This is a genomic window from Bacteroides fluxus YIT 12057 (assembly GCF_000195635.1).
GTDB lineage: Bacteria > Bacteroidota > Bacteroidia > Bacteroidales > Bacteroidaceae > Bacteroides > Bacteroides fluxus.
Genome location: NZ_GL882678.1, coordinates 1 through 4,375, shown reverse-complemented (window position 1 = coordinate 4,375; position 4,375 = coordinate 1). Strand labels below are relative to the sequence as shown.

General features: G+C 29.0%; 4 protein-coding genes. All 4 read left to right on the top strand.

Annotated elements, in window-relative coordinates:
• The first annotated feature begins 147 nt into the window (after positions 1-147).
• On the top strand, positions 148-1,575 hold the full coding sequence (locus HMPREF9446_RS12870; RefSeq protein ID WP_009126117.1) for a lipopolysaccharide biosynthesis protein: 1,428 nt from the start codon (positions 148-150) through the stop codon (positions 1,573-1,575).
• Positions 1,568-2,701 (top strand): glycosyltransferase, encoded by a 1,134-nt coding sequence (locus tag HMPREF9446_RS12865; RefSeq protein ID WP_009126116.1) that lies wholly within the window; start codon positions 1,568-1,570, stop codon positions 2,699-2,701. The genes HMPREF9446_RS12870 and HMPREF9446_RS12865 overlap by 8 nt, the downstream gene beginning before the upstream one ends.
• Positions 2,702-2,712: 11 nt before the next feature.
• On the top strand, positions 2,713-3,765 hold the full coding sequence (locus HMPREF9446_RS12860) for an acyltransferase family protein (RefSeq protein WP_009126115.1): 1,053 nt from the start codon (positions 2,713-2,715) through the stop codon (positions 3,763-3,765).
• Between the two features lie 6 nt (positions 3,766-3,771).
• Positions 3,772-4,375 (top strand): glycosyltransferase (locus HMPREF9446_RS12855; RefSeq protein WP_009126114.1); only part of this gene is annotated, 604 nt, incomplete at its 3' end.

Sequence of the window (4,375 nt, the reverse complement as noted above, 5' to 3'; positions counted from 1 at the left end):
TTACGGGCAGTATAGCCACACAGTGAGTGCTTACCAATAAATATTGCAAAACAACTTAATTATTAATCAAAGATATACTCACAGTGGTCTACAATACTCAAAATGAGGATTATAGCCATACAATGGGTGTTTATATAGGTTACTCTAATGTCTAAATCACAAACACAAGGTATTATATGGAGTGCAATCGAAAGATTCAGTGCTCAAGGAATTCAATTTATCTTAAGCATAATTATTGCACGCTTAGTATCACCATCTGACTATGGATTAATAGCAATGTTGACAATCTTTCTATCAATTGCACAAAGCGTCATAGATAGTGGATTTTCCAATGCTTTAATTCAAAAGAAAAACCGCACAGACATTGACTATTCAACAGTTTTTTATTTCAATATTTGCATATCTATTCTTATTTATATATTATTTTGGTATTTCTCACCATTTATTGCTTCATTTTATAATGAACCACAACTAACTAATATTGCTCGCTATGCAGGTCTAAATTTTATAATATCAGCTTTTGCCATTGTACAAAGAACCCAACTGACCATTTTGTTAGATTTCAAATCACAAGCCAAAATAACTTTAGTAGCTATCACCTGTGGCGGAGGGATAGGAATCTACTTAGCATGGACAGGATATGGTGTTTGGTCTTTAGTATTCCAATCATTAGTAACAAATTTCCTCACAACATTATTATTATGGTGCAACACCCATTGGAAACCCATATTGGTATTCTCTCTACAATCTTTCAAACAATTATTTGCATTTGGTTCCAGGCTTTTATTAACAGGGTTACTTGCTACCATTTACAGCAACCTATATTCTTTGGTTATCGGTAAATTCTTTAACTCACAAAATTTAGGATTTTATAACCGTATGAATACTCTTGCTTCTTTTCCATCAAGTAATATTACAAATATTATTGCAAGGGCGGTATATCCTGTTCAATGTAACATGCAGAATAATAATGTTAAATTAAAAACCAACTTTTTTCAATTACTCAAAATTTCATCATTTATCATTTTTCCTCTAATGTTAGGAATGGCCGCATTGTCCAAACCACTAACCTATGTATTATTATCTGAAAAATGGATACCAGCATCCTATCTGCTCACTCTTATAAGTTTTGCACTAATGTGGAATCATGTAATGTACCTCAACTGGCAATTATTAGCAGTAAAAGGAAGAAGTGATTTATCTTTTAAATCAGAAATTTATAAAAAAATAGTTTCAATAGTCATATTGTGCATAACAATTCCATTAGGAATTAAAGCCATGTGTATAGGACTTATTTGCTATAGTTTCTTTGACATGATAATTATCATCTATTTTCTAAAACCCCTTCTATCTATCACTCATAAAGAAGAAGTACAAATTCTGATGCCATACATTATCTTAAGCTTTAGTATGTTTATGATTATATCACTATGCATTTCTTTTATTGCCAATTATTACTTGCAGCTAATTATAGGCTTTATGATTGGTTTTTCTTATTACATAGGGATGGCTTATCTTTTAAAACTCAAAGAATTACATTTGATTCTCAACAAAATCAGAAAGACTCATGATTAAAAAGAACATTTTATTCATAGAAAATTCTATTCTTCCTTCAAGAGGAGGTATTGAAAAAGTAAGTGACATATTAAGCCAAATATTTGAGCAAGATGGACACCGGTGCTATTTTGCTTTCTGGCATACAGATAATGCATCTATCCAAGACAGCAAAAAGATTAAGATGAACTTAAAGCAACCTATGCAAGTTTTTTATAATCAACTAAGTCAATTTATAAAAGAAAATGATATTAACATTATCATCAATCAAGGCCTTACACAACGTAGAATTATTTATACACTAAAAACAATAAAACGAGAAATTCATAATGTAAAAATCATCAATTGCCTACATAATACTCCATATTTTATTCAATATTTAGAAAGACCAAAATCCATAAAAATACAATTAATCCTAATAATCAAAACTATTCTGGCAAGACAGAATATATATATCAAAGAACAAAAACAACTCTATAAAATCTGTGACTACTACGTAGTGCTCTCTCCTTCATTCATTTCTGAAGCTATAAACAATTTTCACTTGAAAGACAATAAAAAGCTTTATGCTATTGGAAATCCATTAGTATATTCTAATAACATAAACATTGATTTTATCAAGCAAAAAGAGGTAATAATTGTAGCACGTTTTGATGAGAACCAAAAAAATATTATTAGCGCACTACGAATATGGAAACAAGTTTGTGAAAGAATCACAGATTGGTCTTTGCGCATTATTGGCTATGGCGAAGCTGAAGTACTTTATAAGCAATATATCCAAGAGCAAAAAATTCCAAATGTAATTTTTGAAGGTAAAAAAGACAACCCACAAATTTATTATCAAAAAGCATCTATTTTTATGATGACTTCACATTATGAAGGTTTAAGCGTAACCTTGATTGAAGCATTGACAAATAAATGTATTCCAATTGCCTATCAGACTTTCTCTTCCATAAAAGACATCATATGGAATGGAAAAAATGGCATAATTATTCCTCCATATAACGAACAAATGTACGTAGAGAAAATAATAGAGTTAATGTCAAACAATAATTTGATGAATACATATAGAGCTAATGCACAATTAACACTATCAAAGTTTGCACATCAAGAAATAAGAAAAAGATGGTACCAACTATTTGACTAATTAAACTAGAAATGAATACATACATAGACATAAAAGAAGAATCCAACTATGTAAATTTTTTAAGAATCTTACTTATTATTGGAGTAGTATTTACCCATAGTGCGGTAGATGTTCCTTTACCTCACGGCTACTCAAACTATGCATACAATATTATATTCTTTCAACAAGAAGTACTAGGAGAATTTAGAGTTCCTACTTTCTTCTTTTTATCTGGATATTTTTTCTTCAAAAAAGAAAATTTGAAATTCAATTTATCTGATTATAAAATAAAAATAAAAAAAAGGGTAACCACCTTACTTATTCCATACATAATATGGTGTTTAATCGCCTTATTATTAAAGATGGGATATATTTTCTTAAAAACAGGGAATTTATCAACACTAAATGGAATTATACCGATAGCCAAAAGTTTTATTTTCTATAACGGAACAATTATTTATCCGTTTCCTATAAATGGACCACTTTGGTATATACGTGATTTAATCATAATAACTCTTTTTTCACCAATCATTTTTTGGACAATACAATTAGTAAGAAAAAAATATATAATTGTTTCTATCCTTTTAGTTATATTCATTATTCTTCCCTATCTACAAATACCACTAACTTTACTATATACGGGATTAATTTGGTTTTGTATAGGTGCGAGTTTATCAATAAGCCAAAAAAATATATTGTCATCACTCCCTTCACAATATATATATATCATTTATCCCATATTAGTCTGTATCAATGTTTTGTTAAGAGAGAACATCATGCACCATTTTTTTATGCAAATAACAATTATAGGTGGTGTCCTATTCATTTTGAGATTTTCATGGTGGATTTATAAAAAATGCAATATACAGAAATGTAACAGTGGATCAATTGTCATGTTTATATACTGTTCACATTTTATTGTTGACTATGTAAAACCTGTATATATCAATTTTTTCTCTAACTCTCATTTGATTTTAGCACACTTTATGATTGGCATAACCACTCTTTTGATTTGCTCATTAGCATATATGATTCTAAATAAATATCTACATAACAGTTTACGATTCTTAATAGGAAATAGATAAATCCAAATGAAAATATTATTCTATTTACATCATTATCCAGATATAGGCGGAATAGAAAAGGTTACTGAAATCTTATCCAAATACCTTGTAGAAAAAGGATATCAAATCTCCATACTGTCATATATCCAAAATAAAGAAATGCAATATTCAGACAGTAGAATATCCTATTATAAAATGCCTGAAATTACAAATAAACAAATAAACGAAAACAAAGAATATCTCCGTACTCTATTAAAAGCACAAAAATTTGATATTATTATCTTTCAAGACAGCTATGCCCCAATAGAGGATATTTTATTCAAGGCTTCACATAAATTAAATTGCAAAATCATAACAGTTGAACATAATACGCCAGATTGCGGATGGATACTATTTTGGTATAAGCTATATCATGTACACCTATCTTTAAAAAGTTGGTTATCTATCCCTTATCACTACTGGTACATGTCATCACATACCAAAAAAAGACTTCAGAAGTTATACAGACAGTCCGATATGTATGTATTATTATCTCAAAGTTTCATCAATATATTAAGAAAAAGATTCAAGATACAATCCTTTAAAAAATGTTATTATATACCTGTTGGCGGAATTAATTTAGTGCATACTT